The sequence below is a fragment of the Lysobacter soli genome, assembly GCF_003382285.1.
Lineage (GTDB): Bacteria > Pseudomonadota > Gammaproteobacteria > Xanthomonadales > Xanthomonadaceae > Lysobacter_J > Lysobacter_J soli.
Map to the genome: position 1 here is coordinate 61,351 of NZ_QTJR01000005.1, position 16,653 is coordinate 78,003.

Consider the following 16,653-nt stretch of genomic DNA (forward strand, 5'->3'; position numbering starts at 1 on the left):
GTCATGTTCCGAGTGAATTACCGCACTAGCGTCAGGTGGTCGGCGATCGGGCCGAGCACCAGCGCGGGCGTGAATTGCAGGATCGTGAGGATCACCACCACCGCGACGAGCGTCAGCGCGAAGGTCGGCGTTTCCACGTGCAGCGTGCCGCGGCCTTCCGGGGCGACGCGCTTGCGCGCCAGCAGGCCGGCGATGGCGAGCGGGACGATCAACGCGGGGAAGCGGCCGAGTGCGAGCACCAGCGCGCAGCTCAGGTTCCACCAATAGGTCGCATCGCCCAGTCCCTCGAAACCCGAACCGTTGTTGGCGAACGCCGAGGTGTACTCGTAGAACACCTGGCTGATGCCGTGGAAGGACGGGTTCGAATTGCCGGTGATCGACGGGAAGGCGAGGGTGACCGCGGTGAAGCCCAGCACGACGAGCGGCTGCAGCAGGATCAGCAGCGCGAGCAGACGCACCTCCGGCGCTTCGATCTTGCGGCCGAACAACTCCGGCGTGCGCCCTGTCATGAGGCCGGCGAGGAATACGCTGAGCAGCAGGTACACGATGAACTGCTGCAACCCGCAGCCGACGCCACCCCAGATCGCATTCACCAGCATGTTGACCATCGCCACGCCCCCGGTCAGTGGTGCCATGGAGTCGTGCATCGCGTTGACCGAGCCGTTGTTCACCTGCGTGGTCATTGCCGACCACAACGCCGACGACGACACGCCGAGGCGCACTTCCTTGCCTTCCATGACGGCGGCATCGCCTGCCGTGGCCGAATGCGCCTCGGACCACATCGACAAACCCGTCGATGCGGCGGACATCAGCAGCATCGTGCCGAAGACCAACGCAGTGAGGCGGCGGCGTCCGACCAGCGGGCCGACCATGAAGGTGATCGCGATCGGGATCAGCACGATGCCGAGCATTTCGATCAGGTTCGACAGCGGCGTCGGATTTTCCAGCGCGACGGCGCTGTTCGGCCCGTACCAGCCGCCGCCGTTTGAACCGAGCTGCTTGGCCGCGACCATCGGCGAGACGGGGCCGAGGGGGATCTTCTGTTCCTTCAGTTCCGCGCTTGCATCGATCGGCGCGATCGTGGGACCGCCTTCGAGCGTCGCCGGCACGCCTTGCCACGTCAGCAGCGCCGACCACAGCAGGCATAGCGGGAGCATGAAACGCACCGTGGCGCGCGTGACGTCGGCCCAGTAGTTGCCGAGGTCGCGGTCTGCATCGTTCTTGATGCCGGACGACTGCGGTTCGGCGCGCGATGCGAACAATCCCCTCAACGTGGCCACCGCCACCGCCAACCCCATCATCGGCGTCACCACCTGCAGACCGACAATGCCGGCCATCTGCGAGAGATAGCTGAGCTGCGCCTGGCCCGAGTAATGCTGCTGGTTGGTGTTGGTGAGGAACGACACCATCGTGTGCAGCGCGGTGTCCCAGCGCAGGTTGGGAATGCCGTCGCGATTGAGCGGCAGCCACGCCTGCGTCATGAACTGCACCCAGACGAAAACGCCGACGACGAGGTTGCTTAGCGCGAATGCTTTTGCGTAACCGCGCCAGCTCATGCCGCGCGAGGCGTCGGTGCCCAGCACGCGATACAGCGCACGTTCGACGGGAAGGAAGACCGCGTCCAGCGGTGCGGGTCCGCCGCGCATCACGCGCGCGAGGTAAAGGCCGAGCGGCCAACCGAGGCCGACGGCGAGCAGGAAGAGAAGGAGGATTTCGGTCATGGGCGTTCCCGCGTTGGTAACTCCCTCCCCTGCAATGCAGGGGAGGGTTGGGGAGGGGTCGCGAGCCGCGTGGCGGCGAGTTCGGCGCATGCGCGCCTCACGACCCCCTCCCAACCTCCCCCTGCATGCAGGGGGAGGAGAGGTCAGAAGTCTTCGGGGCGAAGGATCACGTAGAGTAGGTACGCGGAAGCGAGAACCACCGCGATGCCGCAGACGAAGGCGAGCCAGGCGGGCATGTGCGTGCTCCTGTCAGAAGGACGCCTGCACGGCGGCCTCGATGCGGCTGCCGGCAGCGTTGTCGCCGAATATCCGCTTCGCGCCCGAATCGGTGCCATGCGCGGTGACGCGCAGTTCGACCGGTTGCGAGGCGGCGTTGACGGTCCAGATCGCGCTGAGCTGCCCGTGCGCGTAGCGCTCGTCGTAGACATCGTCGAGGAAGTAGTAGCCCGCCGCCGCCTCGACGCGGAAGGCATTGTTGACCGGGAAGCGTGCGCCGAGCTGCGCGTATGTGCCGGCGTCATCGCTGCCCAGTGCTTCGGGCGAGTAGCCCAGCGACAGCCAGTAGCGCGCGTCGACCGTCAGCGTGCCGTTGAGTTCCGTCCAGTTGAGGTCGGTGGCCGTCGACGGATAGCGATAGTGCAGGGCGTTGATGTCGAGGGCGAGCGTGTCGCTGAGCGCGCCGCTCCAGCCCGCGGTGAAATCCAGTTCGCTGCTGGCGTGGAATTCCGGTGCGAACTCGACGTTGGAGCCCCATGCCGAGGCGTACCAGCCGTTGTCGCCGGCCAACTTGAAGCCGGCCTGCACGGCGGGGTCGCCCTGCGTCTGCGTGGTGCCGCGCCAGACGTAATCGCTGGTGAGCGCGGCGTTCCCGCTCAAGGTCGCCGCGCGAGCGTTACTGAAACCCGCGAGGACGGCGCAGACGCCGACGGCCGCTGCGCGGAGGAAGATCGGTTGGAAAGTCATGGTTCGCTACGTTCGCGAGGCCATCGTGGCCACGGCGAAAGTCTCGATCCGCGCTGCGTAAAGCCTCCATTCCCGGGCTGGACGCGCGCGTAACTTCTTCGTAAACAATGCGCCCGAGGCTTCGGGGCGCTACACAACTCAGTACTGCCGTTCGAAATCCACGACGCCGGTGATGGACAGGCCGGCTTCCAGGCGTCGGATCTTGTCGGCGACCTCGCGCGCCGCGACGAGCGGATCGGTCAACGCCGCGATGTGCGGCGTCATGTGCACGCGAGGATGCCGCCAGTACGGATGGTCGACAGGCAGCGGTTCCTGCGCGAACACGTCCAGGTGCGCCTCGTCGATGTGGTTCGCGTCGAGCAGTGCGAGCAGCGCCACGTCGTCGAGGACTTCGCCGCGCGAGAGGTTCGCGATGGACGCACCCGCGGGCAGCATCCGCAGGCGTTCGGTGTCGAGAATGCCGCGCGTCGCGTCGGTCAGCGGCAGCAGGATCACCGCGAGCGCGCTGCGCGCGAGCACACGGTCGAGTCCGTCGGAACCGTGTCCGGTCGCGATGCCCGCGATGTCCTTTGGCGTCCGGCTCCAGCCCGTGACGGTGAATCCGAAATCGGCGAGCGCTCGTGCGACCTTCTCGCCGAGCGCGCCCAGGCCGAGCACGCCGACGCGGAGTTCGTGGCGGGCACGCGCCGGACGTGGCGACCATCGCTGCGCCCGCTGGTCGCGTTCGTACGCGGCGAACCGGCGAAGCCGTCGCAGCGCCACGTACAGCGCGTACTCGACCAGCTGTTCTGCCATGCCGCCGTCTTCCATGCGGACGAGCGGAACGTCGCGCGGCAGGAACGGCATCGCCACCAGCGCGTTCACGCCCGCGCCCAGCGAGAAGATGGCCTTCAGTTTCGTCTGGCGTTCGAACAGCGCGTACGGCGGCTTCCAGACGACGGCGTAATCGCACGGTGGCGCGTCGATGCCGACATGCAGCGTTGCGTCCGGCAGGCACTGCGCCAGCGCGCTGCGCCAGTCGTCCTGGTCCTTGGCGGTGCAGATCAGGACGTGGGGTCTGTCGTGTGTCGTCATGGCGCGGTTCGATGGGGGCCGGAGGATGATAAGCCCCGCGCATTGTTGCCGCCCGGGCAACGCGAGGTATCCGTCGACATGCCTACCCGGCCAGGAGGGGCGGGCCTATCGTGCCGCAACGAGGAGTCGGCGCTGCGTGGTCGATGACGGCGATCGACACCTCGTGCGGTGCGCGATTGACTGCGTCGAATGCTTCCTGTCCGCCGTGACGGAGATGACGGATGTCAGCTTGTCGAGGATGCTGTAACGGGGCGTGCACTTTCCATCCGTTCGTGCACGGGACGAACCCATGTCGGCGCGGCGTCTCCGCGGAAACCGATCAGCGACACGGCGAGACGGCGGACAGGAAGCACTTTCGGAGGCGCGCATGTCATCGTTGAAACCGCCGTCGCCGGAGTGGCTAGACCGCTATTACGGACGCGACGAGCAGACGCTGTACACCGGGCGCGTCAGCGTGACGGGTGGCGAAGCCGGACACGGTCGCGCCTCAGGCGTGGTGCGATCCGATGACGGCGCACTGGAGGTCGACCTGCGTCTTCCCGGCACATTGGGCGGCGAGGGCGGCGGCACCAATCCCGAACAACTGCTCGCCGCGGCGTACGCATCGTGCTTCCACGGCGCGATGACGCTGCTCGCGATGCGGGCAGGCGTGAAGCTGGTCGATGCACGGCTCGACGTCGCGGTGAACTTCTCGCGCGATCCCGTCGATGGCCTGTTCCTGCTTTCAGCGCGAATCGACGTGCATCTGCCCGGCATCGATCGGGGGTTCGCGGCGGAACTCATCCGCAATACCGAGCGCATCTGCCCCTACGCGAAGATGTTCCGGCAGGGCATCGAGCACGTCGTCGCGCTTGCGCCGGAGTCCTCGCCATTGCCCGGCGACGATTGAAATCGGACGTTCGTTTCGTCCCGCAACCTCAGCTCCGGAATCCGTTCCGCCGATGCGTGTTGTCGCAGAACGGCTTGTTCGACGAGCCGCCGCAGCGGCACAGCCGCGCGGAGGTGACGCGGTTGATCGTGCGGCCGGTGCCGCAGCAGATCTCGACGTTTCCGCTCACCACGAGCGGCCCGTTGACTTCCGGATCGATGTTCAACTCACCGTCGCGGACCGGCAGCGGCTGCGATTCCACGCTCGCCGGTTCGCCCGTCGCCTCGAAGTGGATGTCGTTGTGGCTACCGTCGCAGAAGGGTTTGTGCTTCGAGGCGCCGCAACGGCACAGCACCGCGCGCATGCCGATGGGGACGCCGTCGAGCACGATGCGCGCGCGCACGCCGAGCGGGCCGTTCTCGCGAAGCTGGATCAGGTTGACCGCGGGCGCGGCCTCCTCGTCGCCACCATCATGCCGGCGATAGGCGATGGCGCCCGACGGGCACATGTGCGCGACGGTGACCAGCGCTTCGGTCGTCGCCGCGTCGGGATGGATCCACGCGCCCGGCGTATTCGCGCGGAACACGCCAGGCAGGCCGAGCACGCAATGCCGCGCGTGGATGCAGCGTGTGCCGTTGTAGACGATGTCGAGATCGGCGCCCGGGATGAGTTCGGCGCCGTCGTCGAGCGCTTGCGGTTGCGGCGCTTCGTCGAGAACGGGTGCGGGCACGGGATCGGGCTGGCTGGCCACGCCGGTGGCGAACATCGCCGCTTCCTCGCGCCGGCATCGATCGGCCTGCGCCGTGAGCCGGTTGGCGAGACGCTCGGTGCCGGCCCGCGTGGCGTCGAGCAGCGCCGCTTCGCCGGGGAAGCGCTGCGCGAGGAGCGCGCAGCGGTCGCCGATCTCGCGCAGCCTCTCGACCAGGATGTCGACGCTTCCCGCTTCGCCCATCAAGGCCGCGGAAGAGCGGATGGTGGCGAAGCTCAGGCCAGCCGTGGCTTCGGGCAGGCTCGGATTCGCGGGAAGCACGCCGAGCCGTGTCGCCACCGGCGTCAGCAGGTGCATCAGGTCGACGCCGGCCGATACGAGCGCGACCTGCGCGTCGCGGCCGACGTCGCCATAGGCCAGCGACACACAACGCAGACAGTGGTTGTACAGCGCGTTGCCGAGGTCCAGCAGCGCGGCAGCGGGTTCCTCGCTGACCCAGAGCCGGCCTTCGGGTGTCGGCGGCGGGCGCATCACCGGGTTGTGGGCGTTCATCCGCGCCGGGCGGAAAGTGGGCCGCGCCGCCAGCAACGCATCGAATTCGCGACCGATGCGCAGGAAGCGCTGGTAATGCGAGTCCTCGCTCCCCGCGTCGGCACCTTCGCCCTGGCGCACGATCGCGTCGATCGCTTCCAGCGCGGTTTTCAGGCAGCGCACGGTCTTCAGGCCCGGCAGCCGCGCGGTGTCGGCATTGAGCTGGTGCTCGGGATTGCCCACGAACAGGCGCCGCTCGCCCATCGCATCGCTCAGCCCGCGCAGGCCGGCCGAGATCGAGCGATACAGCTCGCCCACGGTGTCGTAATCGGTGCACGCGGTCATCAGGCGATCCATGCCCAATGCGCGTGAATAGCGCTGCGGCGGCTCGAAGCCCTCACCGTCCTGCACGTCCGCATCGTCGGGCCGTTCCAGGAACACGAAATGCGCCAGCGTCTGCCGGTTGAATGGCGCGAGCTTCACGACCACGCCGGCGGGGTGATAGCCGGGCGGTATCGGGAAGTTCTGGTGGACCAGGTGCGCCGGTGCGCCGAGCGCCGACAGGATGTTGCAGACGATGGCGAGATGGCCCATTTCCTCGACGGAAACGGAGAGGATCTCGCGGCGCCAGCGTTCGACGGCGTCGAGTTCGGCGGCCGAGAGGTCTTCGTCGACGCTTTCCTTGAGGCTGAAGGCTGCGTAGAGGTAGCAGCACATCAGGTGGTGCTCGATCTCGGCCGCTTCGGCGAGCAGGGCCCACAGTTGTTCGCGGGACGTCGGTACGGCGATCTGCTGTTCCAAGCTCGATCCTCCCCGCCACTGAATCGCAGGCGATCACGGCCGCCCGTGCAGGTTCGAGTCTAGCGCGGATGACGCAGGCGGGCGCGCGTCAGACCCCGAACGGAAGCGGCGCCGCGGGATCGACCAGCCGCGCCTCGCGCAGTTCACGCCAGAACGCCTTCGGCACGGTTTCCTGAAGCGCGGCGCGATCCTCTTCCACGCGCCCCGGTTTGCTCGCGCCGGGAATCACGGCGACGACGGCGGGATTCGCGAGCGCGAACTGCAATCCCGCCGCCTTCATGCTGACGCCGTGCTGGTCGGCGATGGACTTGATCCTCGCCACCTTCTCCAGGATGGCGGGCGTCGCGGGCGCGTATTCGAAGTTCGGACCACCGACCAGCGCGCCGGAACTGTACGGACCGCCGACGACGATGCCGAGCCCGCGCTCGGCGACGCGCGGCATCACGCGCTGCAGCGCCCGCGAGTGATCGAGCAGCGTGTAGCGGCCCGCAAGCAGGAAACCATCGGGCCGCGGCGTGTCCAGATCGAGCAGCAACTCGATCGGTTCCACCCGGTTGACGCCGAGGCCCCACGCCTTGATGACGCCTTCGTCGCGCAGGCGATCCAGCGCCTTGAACGCGCCCTTGCGCGCGCTCTCGAACACGCCGAGCCATTCGTCGCCGTAGAAATCCTGCGCCACGTCGTGGACCCACACGACTTCGACGCGATCCGTCTTCAGCCGCTCCAGGCTGCCTTCGATGGAGCGGAGCGTCGCGTCTTCCGAATAGTCGTTGACGATCCGGTTTGGGCGGCCGTACTTGAACACGTCGCCTTTCTCGCCCAGGTCGCGGGCGCTGACGTCTTCGACCTCGTCCAGGATCAGCCGTCCGACTTTGGTGCTGACCACGTACTCCTTGCGCGGCCGATCGCCCAGCGCTTCGCCGAGGCGGATCTCCGCCAGGCCTGCGCCATAGAAGGGCGCCGTATCGAAGTAGCGGATGCCGTCGGCCCATGCCGCCTCGACGGTCGCCCGTGCTTCCTCCTCCGGGATGTCGCGGAACATGTTGCCCAGCGGCGCCGTGCCGAATCCGAGCTTGCCGGGAAGAATGTCCTTCAGTGCCATGGCGCGCTCCGGAAGTGGGTGGGAGCGATGAGGGTAGCGCGGCGGGCGTGGTGCGGGAACGACCGCGGCCAGGCGCCTAGCCACCCAGACGGGTGAGGGCACGGCCCCGCATGGGCGGTGCGATTTCATCCCTCCGTGACGCGGACGGGCCCATCGTCGCCCGTTGCGTCCCATCGACGCTCCACGGGTTGTGTCATGACGACTGATCCGACGAGATCGCGACCGTCCGCATCCGGCGTCGCCAATGCGCGCAGTGGGCCGCAGCCATGAGCGCCCCGCAGAAACAGACGCTTTCGTTCGTCGCGCTGATCTCGCTCGTGGTCGGCTCGATGATCGGCTCGGGCATCTTCGCGTTGCCGGCGGCCTTCGCGCGCACGACCGGCGGCGTCGGCGCGATGATCGCGTGGCTCATCGCCGGCACCGGCATGTTGATGCTGGCGCTGGTCTTCCAGAACCTGTCGATGCGCCGCCCGGACCTGGATTCGGGCATCTATGCCTACGCGAAGGCCGGCTTCGGCGATTACGCGGGCTTCGTCTCGGCGGCGGGTTACTGGATCGGCTGCTGCCTGGCGGACGTGGCCTGCCTGGTGCTGATCAAGGCGACGATCGGGCAATTCGTGCCTGCCTTCGGCGATGGCACCACGGCGCTCGCGATCCTCTCCGCATCGCTGCTGCTGTGGGGCGTGCATTTCCTGATCCTGCGCGGCATCCGCGAAGCCGCGGCGATCAACACCATCGCCACCATCGCGAAGCTCGTCCCCATTGCGACGTTCCTCTTCGTCGCCGCCGTCGGAATGAAGCGCGACGTGTTCGCGGCGAACCTGTGGGGCGGGGAGCCTGCGAGCCTGTCCAGCGTCGCCGGGCAGGTGCGTGCGACGATGCTGGTGACGGTGTTCGTCTTCGTCGGGATCGAAGGCGCCAGCGTGTATTCGCGTTATGCGAGGCGGCGCGAGGATGTGGGACTCGCGACCGTGCTCGGCTTCCTCGGCGTGCTGTGCCTGCTGGTGATGGTGACGATGTTCTCCTACGGCGTGCTGTTGCGGCCGGAGCTCGCGGCGCTGGCGACACCGTCGATGGCGGGCGTGATGGAAGCGGTCGTCGGGCCGTGGGGCAAGGTGTTCGTCAGCATCGGCCTGCTGATCTCGGTGCTCGGGAACTACCTGTCATGGTCGTTGCTCGCAGCGGAAGTCCTGCATTCGGCGGCTCGCGACAACACGATGCCGTCGGTGCTGGCACGCGAGAACGCGCGCGGCGTACCGGCCGCCGCGTTGTGGCTCACCAACGGTCTCATCCAACTGTTCCTGCTGGTGACGTGGTTCGCCGAGTACGCCTTCATCCTGGCGCTGAAGATGACCAGCGCGATGACGCTGGTGCCGTACCTGCTGGTCGCGGCCTACGGCTTCAAACTCGCGTGGCGCGGGGAGGCATACACGCCCGAAGAGGAATCGCGACGCCGCTCGGCACTGGTGTTCGGCGCGATCGCGACGCTGTACGCGGCATCCATGCTCGTCTTCGGCGGTACGAAATACCTGTTGCTCTCGGCGCTGCTCTATGCGCCGGGCACGATCCTGTTCGTGATTTCGCGGCGCGAACAGCGGCACGCATCGGTGTTCCGGCGAGGCGAGGCGGTGCTTTTCGCGATCCTGGCGCTCGCCGCCGTCGTTGCGCTCTTCTCGTTGGCGACGGGCCGCCTCGTCATCTGAGTCGCCGCGAGTGGCGTTAGCACCGCTCGCGGAAACGACACGCGAAGGCTGCGTGATCGATGTGTGACAAATCAGCGGACACAGCCCGTTAAACAGGCGGATTTGCTCGCACCGCCTTCACAAACACGTTACGCAACCTGAAGCATGGTTCGCCGACGCGCGCAAAGGACTGGCACTGACATGTCGACGTCCGACCCGAAGATGTCCCGCATGCAGCTGACCGCGATGGTGGTCGGCGGAATGGTAGGCGCAGGCATCTTCTCGCTGCCGCGAACCTTTGCCGGCGCCACTGGACCACTCGGCGCGATCATCGCCTGGCTCATCGCCGGCACCGGCATGTACATGCTGGCGCGCGTGTTCCAGTTCCTCGCCGAACGCAAGCCGAATCTCGATGCCGGCGTGTTCGCCTATGCGAAGGAAGGCTTCGGCGACTATCCGGGTTTCCTCTCCGCATTCGGCTACTGGATCGGTAGCTGCATCGGCAACGTGTCGTACTGGGTGCTGATCAAGTCGACGCTCGGCGCATTCTTCCCGGTGTTCGGCGACGGCAACACGGTCGTGGCGATCGTGGTGGCTTCCGTCGGCATCTGGCTGTTCCACTTCATGATCCTGCGCGGCGTGCAGCAGGCCGCCTTCATCAATCAGGTCGTGACGATCGCCAAGATCATCCCGATCCTGGTCTTCATCGTCATCCTCGCGTTCGCGTTCAAGATGGACCTGTTCCAGTTCAACTTCTACGGAGGCGGGCTGGAAGGCGGCATCTTCGAACAGGTGCGCGCGACGATGCTGGTGACGGTGTTCGTGTTCCTCGGCATCGAGGGCGCGAGCGTCTATTCGCGTTACGCCAAGAAGCGCGAGGACGTCGGCGCCGCGACCATCACCGGTTTCATTTCCGTCACCACGCTCATGGTGCTGGTGACGCTGCTGCCGTACGCGGTGATCGAACGCGCCGAAGTGGCGGGCATGCGTCAGCCGTCGATGGCGACGGTGCTGGAAGCGGTGGTCGGCCAGTGGGGCGCGATCTTCGTCAGCGTCGGCCTGCTGGTGTCGGTGCTGGGCGCGTACCTGGCGTGGTCGCTAATCTGCGCCGAGGTGATGTTCACCGCTGCAAAGACGCGCGACATGCCGAAGATCTTCGCGCGCGAGAACGCCAACAAGGTGCCGGACGTCGCGTTGTGGGCGACAAGCATCGTCATCCAGGTCATCGTCATCACCACGTACTGGTCGCGCGATGCCTTCAGCCTGATGCTGAACCTGACCAGCGCGATGGCGCTGATCCCGTTCCTGCTGGTGGCGGGCTACGGGCTGATGCTCACGCGTCGAGGCGAAACCTACGAACGCGATCCGAAGGACCACAGGCGCGACGTCATAATCGCGGCGCTCGCGACTGTCTACACGATATTCCTGCTGTACGCCGGGGGCATGAAGTTCATCGTGCTGTCGGCGGTGCTCTATGCGCCGGGTACGGCGCTGTATGTGTGGGCACGCCGCGAACAGGGCCTTCCGGTGTTCTCGCGTACTTCGGACTGGATCATCTTCGTCCTCGCGGCGATCGGCGCCGTGGTGGGCATCTGGTGGCTGGTTACCGGCTACATCACCATCTAGCGAGCGGGAGCACGACATGGCGACGGCATCCGACGGCAAGTTTGGCGTCCATTCCGAGGTGGGCACGCTGCGCAAAGTGATGGTGTGCGCGCCAGGCCGCGCGCACCAGCGGCTCACGCCTACCAACTGCGACCGGCTGCTGTTCGACGACGTGCTGTGGGTGGACAACGCCAAGCGCGACCACTTCGACTTCGTCAACAAGATGCGCGACCGCGGGATCGACGTGGTCGAAATGCACAACCTGCTCGCCGAAACCGTCGCCATTCCCGAAGCGAAGAAGTGGATCATCGACAACCAGGTGGTGCCCGACCAGGTCGGCCTTGGGTTGATCAGCGAGATCCGCAGCTACCTCGAAGGCCTCACGCCGCGCGACCTCGCCGAAACGCTGATCGGCGGGCTGTCGACCGAGGAATTTCCCGAGTCCATCGGTGGCGATGCGCTGAAAGTCATCCGCGAAGCGGCGGGCGAGACCGAATACCTGCTGCAGCCGCTGCCCAACACCTTGTACACGCGCGACACGACGTGCTGGATCTACGGCGGCGTGACGCTCAATCCGCTGTACTGGCCGGCGCGCCACGAGGAAACCATCCTCACCACGTCGATCTACAAGTTTCATCCGGATTTCGCCGGCAAGGTGAACGTGTGGTGGGGCGATCCCACGAAGGATCACGGCCTGGCGACGCTGGAAGGCGGCGACGTCATGCCCATCGGCAAGGGCAACGTGCTTATCGGCATGAGCGAACGCACGTCACGACAGGCGATCAGCCAGCTTGCGGCGGCGCTGTTCGAGAAGAAGGCCGCCGAACGCGTGATCGTCGCCGTGATTCCCAAGATGCGCACGGCCATGCACCTGGACACCGTGTTCACCTTCGCCGATCGCGACCTGTGCCTGCTCGCGCCGGAGTTCATCAACCAGGTGCGTACGTATTCGTATCGGCCCAGCAGCCATGAAAGCGGCGTCGAACTCCATCGCGAGGAAAAGCCCTTCGTCGATGTCGTCGGCGACGCGCTGGGACTGAAGAAGCTGCGCGTCGTCGAGACGGGCGGCACCGCGTACCAGCAGGAGCGTACGCAGTGGGACAGCGGCGCGAACCTGGTCTGCGCCGCGCCCGGCGTGGTCTACGCCTACGACCGCAACACCTACACGAACACGCTGCTGCGCAAGGAAGGCGTCGAGGTCATCACGATCGTCGGTGCCGAACTCGGACGCGGCCGTGGCGGCGGCCACTGCATGACCTGTCCGATCATCCGCGATCCGGTGGAGTTCTAGGCCGCCCTGCTGGCGCCAATCGCCGTCAGAAGGCGACCGGGCCCGCGTTCGCGAGCGGCGGAACCGACGTGCGCCGGTCCATCGAGAGGGAGTCGACGCCGTGCCTTCCATCCGAGCCTTCCGGCGTTCCCGCAACGGTTGCATGCTGGCCGCAGCACTGGCCGTGCTCGCGCTGGCGGCGTGCGGACGTGGCGACGACGAGGAGGCGCAGGAAGTCCGCCCGGTCCGCGTCATGATCACCGACAAGCGGCTCAGCGGCGACACCGTCACCCTCATCGGCAGCGTGCAGCCGCAGAGCGAGATCAACCTGTCGTTCCGCATTTCCGGGCGCATGACCGATCGCCTGGTTAGCGTGGGCGATCACGTGCGGCGCGGGCAGCTCGTCGCGCGCCTGGACACGCAGGATGAGGAAAGCGCGCTGCAGTCGGCACGCGCGCAGCAGTCCGGCGCGCAGGCGCAGATGGTGGAAGCGGAGAACAACTTCATCCGGATGCGCGGCTTGGTCGCGCAGGATGCGGTGTCGCGCGCCTTGTTTGACCAGGCGCAGTCCAGCCGCAAGGCCGCGCAGGCGCAGGCCGAATCGGCGCAGGCGCAGGTCAACCTCGCGAACAATCGGCTGAGCTACACACGCCTGAGTTCCGATGTGGCCGGCGTGGTGACGGCGCAGGGCGCGGAACCCGGCGAGGTCGTGGCCGCAGGCCAGATGATCGTGCAGGTGGCGCGCGAAGGCGGGCGCGACGCGGCGTTCGACGTCCCCGCCGCGGTAAAGGAGAGCACGCCGGCCGACACCGACGTGCTCGTCATGCTGACCGCCGACCCGCGCATCACCGCGCGCGGGCGCGTGCGCGAGGTCGCGCCGCGCGCCGACCCCGTCACGAACACGTTCCGCGTGAAGGTCGGATTGATCGACCCGCCGGCCGCGATGCGAATGGGCAGCACCGTCACCGGCCGCATCAAGCTCGACGCCGTGCTCGGCATCGAAGTGCCGGCGGCCGCGGTGATGCGTTCGGGTGGCCGCACGGCGGTGTGGGTGGTGGATCCGAAGGCACACACGGTGTCGATGCGCCAGATCGCGGTGCAGTCGTCGAGCCCGTCCAGCGTGATGGTGGCCTCGGGGCTGGAGCAGGGCGACATCGTGGTGACCGCCGGCGTGCACGCGCTGCATCCCGGCCAGAAGGTGCGCTTCGAACAGGCGAAGCCGACGTTCGCAAAGCCCGGTGAGGCGGCGCCCGGCGGGGCGCAGCCGTGATCGGTCCGAACCTGTCGGAATGGGCGCTCGGCAAGCGCTCGCTGGTCGTGTTCCTGATGATCATCGCGCTGGTGGCGGGCGTGATGTCGTTCATGCGGCTGGGGCGCGACGAGGATCCCGCGTTCACGGTCCGCACGATGGTGGTCGGCGCGGGGTGGCCGGGCGCGACCGTGGAGGAGATGCTGCCGCAGGTCACCGAGCGGCTGGAACGCAAGCTCCAGGAAACGCGCCACATCGACAGCGTGCGCAGCTACACCACGGCGGGGCAGACGACGATCTTCGTCGAACTGGAGCAGTCGACGACGCCCGAGGAAGTGCCCGACGTCTGGTACCAGGTGCGCAAGAGCATCGGCGACATCCGCGGCACGCTGCCGGCAGGCGTGGTCGGCCCGTTCTTCAACGACGATTTCGGCGACACCTTCGGCACGATCTACGCGTTCACCTCCGACGGATTCACGTTCCGGCAGTTGCGAGACGAGGTCGAAGCGATCCGCGCGCGGCTGCTCAACCTGCCGGACGTGTCGAAGATCGAGGTGCTCGGCGCGCAGGACGAGCAGATCTACATCGAGTTCTCCACCGAGCGCATGGCCGGCATGCGGCTGGATTTCCGCACGATCATCGCGGCCCTGCAGACGCAGAACATCGTGCGCCCCGCGGGCGTGATCCAGACGCCGCAGGAGCGGCTGTTCCTGCGCGTCAGCGGCGCGTTCGACAACGAGGCCGACATCGAGTCGTTCAACCTCGCTGTCGGCGACCGCATCGTCCGACTTGGCGACATCGCGCGCGTGCACCGCAGCACGGTTGATCCGCCGCAGCCGATGTTCCGCGTCAACGGAAAGCCCGCGATAGGACTCGCGATCGCGATGCGCGTGGGCGGCGACATCCTGGCGCTGGGCGAGAACATCCGGCGCGAGATGGCCGACATCCGCGCCGACCTTCCCATCGGCATCGAGCCGGTGCTGGTCGCCGACCAGGCCGTGACGGTGGAAGTGTCGATCGACGATTTCATGGCCTCGTTGTGGCAGGCAATCATCATCATCCTGGTGTGCAGCTTCGTGAGCCTGGGCGTGCGGCCGGGCACTGTGGTGGCGCTGTCGATCCCGCTCACGCTGGCGATCGTGTTCACCGTGATGTACATGGCGAACATCGACCTTCACCGCATATCGCTCGGTGCATTGATCATCGCGCTGACATTGCTGGTGGACGACGCGATGACCACCGTGGACGCGATGATGAATCGCCTTGGCATGGGCGACAGCAAGGACGAAGCGGCGACCTACGCGTACCGCACGCTCGCCGCGCCGATGCTGATCGGCACGCTGGTGACGATATCGAGTTTCGTGCCGATCGGATTCGCGCGCAGTTCGGCGGGCGAGTACACGTTCTCGATCTTCGCGGTGGTGGCGATCTCGCTGATCGTCTCGTGGCTGGGCGCGGTGATCTTCGCGCCGCTGCTGGGCAAGGCCATCCTGAAAGTGCCCGAGAAGCGCGCCGATGCGGAACCCAGCCGCATCATGGACACCTACGGCAAGCTGCTGCGCGGCGCGATCGCGGCGCGATGGCTGACCATCGGCATCACCGTGGCGGCGTTCGTGCTGGCGTTGTTCCTGCTGCGCTTCGTGCCGCAGCAGTTCTTCCCGGCGTCCGACCGGCCCGAGCTCACCGTCGACATGACGCTGCGGCAGAACGCGTCGATCTTCGCGACAGAAACGCAAGCCAAACGGCTCGAAGCGCTGCTCAACGGCAATCCCGACGTGGACCACTACAGCACCTACGTTGGCCGCGGCGCGATCCGCTTCATTCTCACGCTCAACGTGCAGCTGGCCAATCCGTTCTTCGCGCAGTTCGTGATCGTGGCGAAGGACCTGGAGGCACGCGAGCGCCTGCACCAGATGCTGGAGAAGGAACTGGCCGAACAGTTTCCCGACGTCATCGCCCGCGTTTCGCCGCTCGAACTCGGCCCGCCCGTAGGATGGCCGCTGCAGTACCGCGTGAGCGGGCCCGACGTCGACCAGCTGCGGCAGATCTCGCTCGAACTTGCCGGCGTCGTGGGTTCGGACCCGCGCGTGCGCCACGTCAACTACGACTGGATGGAGCCCGCGCGGCAGGTGCGCATCCACGTGGACCAGGACGAGGCGCGCCAGCTCGGCGTGAGTTCGTCCGCGCTCGCGGGCGTGCTCAATGCGGCGATCACCGGCACGCCGATCACGCAGGTGCGCGACGACATCTACCTGGTGAGCGTCGTCGCACGCGCCGCCGACGACCAGCGTGCTTCGTTCCAGACGCTGTCGGCGCTGCAGGTGCCCACGAAGACGGGTCGCATGGTGCCGCTCGCGCAGTTCGCGACGTTCAATGAAGAACAGGAATTCCCGCTGGTCTGGCGCCGCGACCGCGTGCCGACGCTGACGGTGCGCGCCGACGTCAACCGCGACGTGCTGCCCGACGACGTCGTCGAGTCGCTCGCGCCGAAGATCGAGGCATTCGACAAGCTCCTGCCCAAGCACTACCGCGTGGAAACCGGCGGTCTGTACGAGGAAAGCAATGCGTCCAGCCAGTCGGTGTACGCCGTGGTGCCGGTGATGATCCTGCTGATGCTGGTCAGCATGATGGTGCTGCTGGTCAGCTTCCGGCGACTGGCGATGGTGGTGTGCGTGCTGCCACTGGGCCTGATCGGCGTCGTCGGTGCGCTGCTGCTGTTCAATCGGCCGCTGGGATTCGTGGCGATCCTCGGCATCCTCGCGCTCATCGGCATGATCGCCAAGAACGCGGTGATCCTGATCGTGCAGATCGAGACGGATCGCGCTTCCGGCATGGGCGTGACGGAGGCGGTGTCGAGCGCGGCGACCTCGCGCATGCGGCCGCTGATGCTCACCGCGATCTCCACCGTGCTGGGCCTGATACCCATCGCACCTACCGTCTTCTGGGGCCCGATGGCGTTCGCGATCATGGGCGGCCTGCTGGTGGCGACGGTGCTGACGCTGATCTTCCTGCCCGTGCTCTACGTGACGGTGTTCGGAAAGGAAGACGCGCCGCCACGCGCGCCGGAGGAGGTGTAGC

At 66.9% G+C, this 16,653-nt stretch carries 12 protein-coding genes; 6 read left to right on the forward strand and 6 right to left on the reverse strand.

Annotation, left to right across the window (positions count from 1 at the left end):
• Window positions 1–17: 17 nt before the first annotated feature.
• From kdpA to DX912_RS08915, 4 genes are all read right to left on the reverse strand, one after another.
• Window positions 18–1,721, reverse strand: a complete 1,704-nt coding sequence (gene kdpA / locus DX912_RS08900) for a potassium-transporting ATPase subunit KdpA (protein ID WP_115842152.1) — start codon at window positions 1,719–1,721, stop codon at window positions 18–20.
• Window positions 1,722–1,864: 143 nt separating this feature from the next.
• Entirely contained in the window at window positions 1,865–1,957 is a 93-nt protein-coding gene (locus DX912_RS08905; RefSeq protein ID WP_115842153.1) for a potassium-transporting ATPase subunit F, read from the reverse strand.
• A gap of 13 nt (window positions 1,958–1,970) precedes the next feature.
• Entirely contained in the window at window positions 1,971–2,684 is a 714-nt protein-coding gene (locus DX912_RS08910; RefSeq protein ID WP_115842154.1) for a TorF family putative porin, read from the reverse strand.
• Window positions 2,685–2,822: 138 nt separating this feature from the next.
• Window positions 2,823–3,758 carry a 2-hydroxyacid dehydrogenase gene (locus tag DX912_RS08915; RefSeq protein ID WP_115842155.1) on the reverse strand — a complete coding sequence of 312 codons (936 nt, stop codon included), beginning with the start codon at window positions 3,756–3,758 and terminating at the stop codon, window positions 2,823–2,825.
• Window positions 3,759–4,125: 367 nt separating this feature from the next.
• Here DX912_RS08915 and DX912_RS08920 point away from each other — a divergent pair, with 367 nt between their 5' ends.
• The gene (locus tag DX912_RS08920) at window positions 4,126–4,647 is read left to right on the forward strand and encodes an Ohr family peroxiredoxin (protein WP_115842156.1); all 522 of its coding nucleotides are present in this window, start codon (window positions 4,126–4,128) and stop codon (window positions 4,645–4,647) included.
• A 28-nt stretch (window positions 4,648–4,675) separates the two neighbouring features.
• Here DX912_RS08920 and DX912_RS08925 read toward each other — a convergent pair whose 3' ends face one another.
• A complete protein-coding gene (locus DX912_RS08925) occupies window positions 4,676–6,667 on the reverse strand; it encodes a ferritin-like domain-containing protein (protein ID WP_115842157.1) in 1,992 nt (663 codons plus the stop codon).
• An 88-nt stretch (window positions 6,668–6,755) separates the two neighbouring features.
• Entirely contained in the window at window positions 6,756–7,769 is a 1,014-nt protein-coding gene (locus DX912_RS08930) for an aldo/keto reductase (RefSeq protein ID WP_115842158.1), read from the reverse strand.
• A 266-nt stretch (window positions 7,770–8,035) separates the two neighbouring features.
• Here DX912_RS08930 and DX912_RS08935 point away from each other — a divergent pair, with 266 nt between their 5' ends.
• From DX912_RS08935 to DX912_RS08955, 5 genes are all read left to right on the forward strand, one after another.
• A complete protein-coding gene (locus DX912_RS08935; protein ID WP_115842159.1) occupies window positions 8,036–9,472 on the forward strand; it encodes a basic amino acid/polyamine antiporter in 1,437 nt (478 codons plus the stop codon).
• Between the two features lie 180 nt (window positions 9,473–9,652).
• Window positions 9,653–11,077, forward strand: a complete 1,425-nt coding sequence (locus DX912_RS08940) for a basic amino acid/polyamine antiporter (RefSeq protein WP_115842160.1) — start codon at window positions 9,653–9,655, stop codon at window positions 11,075–11,077.
• 16 nt (window positions 11,078–11,093) lie between these two features.
• Window positions 11,094–12,347 carry an arginine deiminase gene (gene arcA, locus DX912_RS08945; protein WP_115842161.1) on the forward strand — a complete coding sequence of 418 codons (1,254 nt, stop codon included), beginning with the start codon at window positions 11,094–11,096 and terminating at the stop codon, window positions 12,345–12,347.
• Between the two features lie 142 nt (window positions 12,348–12,489).
• Complete coding sequence (locus DX912_RS08950) at window positions 12,490–13,596, forward strand: efflux RND transporter periplasmic adaptor subunit (RefSeq protein ID WP_115842162.1); 1,107 nt, start codon at window positions 12,490–12,492, stop codon at window positions 13,594–13,596.
• The gene (locus tag DX912_RS08955) at window positions 13,593–16,652 is read left to right on the forward strand and encodes an efflux RND transporter permease subunit (RefSeq protein ID WP_115842163.1); all 3,060 of its coding nucleotides are present in this window, start codon (window positions 13,593–13,595) and stop codon (window positions 16,650–16,652) included. The genes DX912_RS08950 and DX912_RS08955 overlap by 4 nt, the downstream gene beginning before the upstream one ends.
• The last annotated feature ends 1 nt before the right edge of the window (window position 16,653 follow it).

Coding starts and splice junctions, on each gene's coding strand:
- kdpA (WP_115842152.1), bottom strand. CDS start 1,721: ATGACCGAAATCCTCCTTCTCTTCCTGCTCGCCGTCGGCCTCGGTTGG.
- DX912_RS08905 (WP_115842153.1), bottom strand. CDS start 1,957: ATGCCCGCCTGGCTCGCCTTCGTCTGCGGCATCGCGGTGGTTCTCGCT.
- DX912_RS08910 (WP_115842154.1), bottom strand. CDS start 2,684: ATGACTTTCCAACCGATCTTCCTCCGCGCAGCGGCCGTCGGCGTCTGC.
- DX912_RS08915 (WP_115842155.1), bottom strand. CDS start 3,758: ATGACGACACACGACAGACCCCACGTCCTGATCTGCACCGCCAAGGAC.
- DX912_RS08920 (WP_115842156.1), top strand. CDS start 4,126: ATGTCATCGTTGAAACCGCCGTCGCCGGAGTGGCTAGACCGCTATTAC.
- DX912_RS08930 (WP_115842158.1), bottom strand. CDS start 7,769: ATGGCACTGAAGGACATTCTTCCCGGCAAGCTCGGATTCGGCACGGCG.
- DX912_RS08935 (WP_115842159.1), top strand. CDS start 8,036: ATGAGCGCCCCGCAGAAACAGACGCTTTCGTTCGTCGCGCTGATCTCG.
- DX912_RS08940 (WP_115842160.1), top strand. CDS start 9,653: ATGTCGACGTCCGACCCGAAGATGTCCCGCATGCAGCTGACCGCGATG.
- arcA (WP_115842161.1), top strand. CDS start 11,094: ATGGCGACGGCATCCGACGGCAAGTTTGGCGTCCATTCCGAGGTGGGC.
- DX912_RS08950 (WP_115842162.1), top strand. CDS start 12,490: ATGCTGGCCGCAGCACTGGCCGTGCTCGCGCTGGCGGCGTGCGGACGT.